Origin of the sequence: Methylobacterium sp. E-005 (assembly GCF_022829725.1) — a bacterium.
Lineage (GTDB): Bacteria > Pseudomonadota > Alphaproteobacteria > Rhizobiales > Beijerinckiaceae > Methylobacterium.
The window spans coordinates 1-456 of the sequence record NZ_JAKSYG010000158.1 but is presented as its reverse complement, the minus strand read 5'-3'; the positions used below and the strand labels follow the sequence as shown (position 1 = coordinate 456).

Below are 456 nucleotides of genomic sequence, written 5' to 3'. Positions count from 1 at the left end.
GCGCGGCCTCGGGCGCAGCCTGGGAGGGGGGCGGCGTCTGGTGGCGCGCGATGTTTATAGTCTGGAGCGCGGCGTGGACCTGGGCTGTGCGTGAGTTGCTCTTGGCGTGGGCGCCCGCGCGGCGGTCGGGCACGGGCACGCGCTTGACCTTCTGCACGGTGGCGCCGAGGCGCTTGCGCCGTTTCGCGAAGGTCCCGACCACCCGGGCCGGGACGCGGGCGATCCGGTCGGTATCCGGCGTGATGGTGCCGGGGACGAGGAGATGGCGCGCCAGCGTGCCGCCGTCGGCCTTGGCGACCTGGCCGGCCGGGGATATGGAAGCCGAGCTGAGCCTGATAGCGGGGCTCGATCGTCCCCGCGAAGGGGCCGAGGGTGATTGTGTCGCTCGGCTCGGCGACCTGAGTCAGGACGGGCCGGACGGGGGTCTCGACCTCGGCCCTGTCGCCGCGATCAGTG

The 456-nt window shown here is 73.5% G+C and carries 2 pseudogenes; both read right to left on the bottom strand.

Features of this window, described 5'->3' with window-relative positions:
- Positions 1 to 202 (bottom strand): annotated as a pseudogene (locus MKK88_RS17460) (efflux transporter periplasmic adaptor subunit); the annotation flags it as partial.
- 100 nt (positions 203 to 302) lie between these two features.
- Positions 303 to 456, bottom strand: a pseudogene (locus MKK88_RS17455) (efflux transporter periplasmic adaptor subunit); the annotation flags it as partial.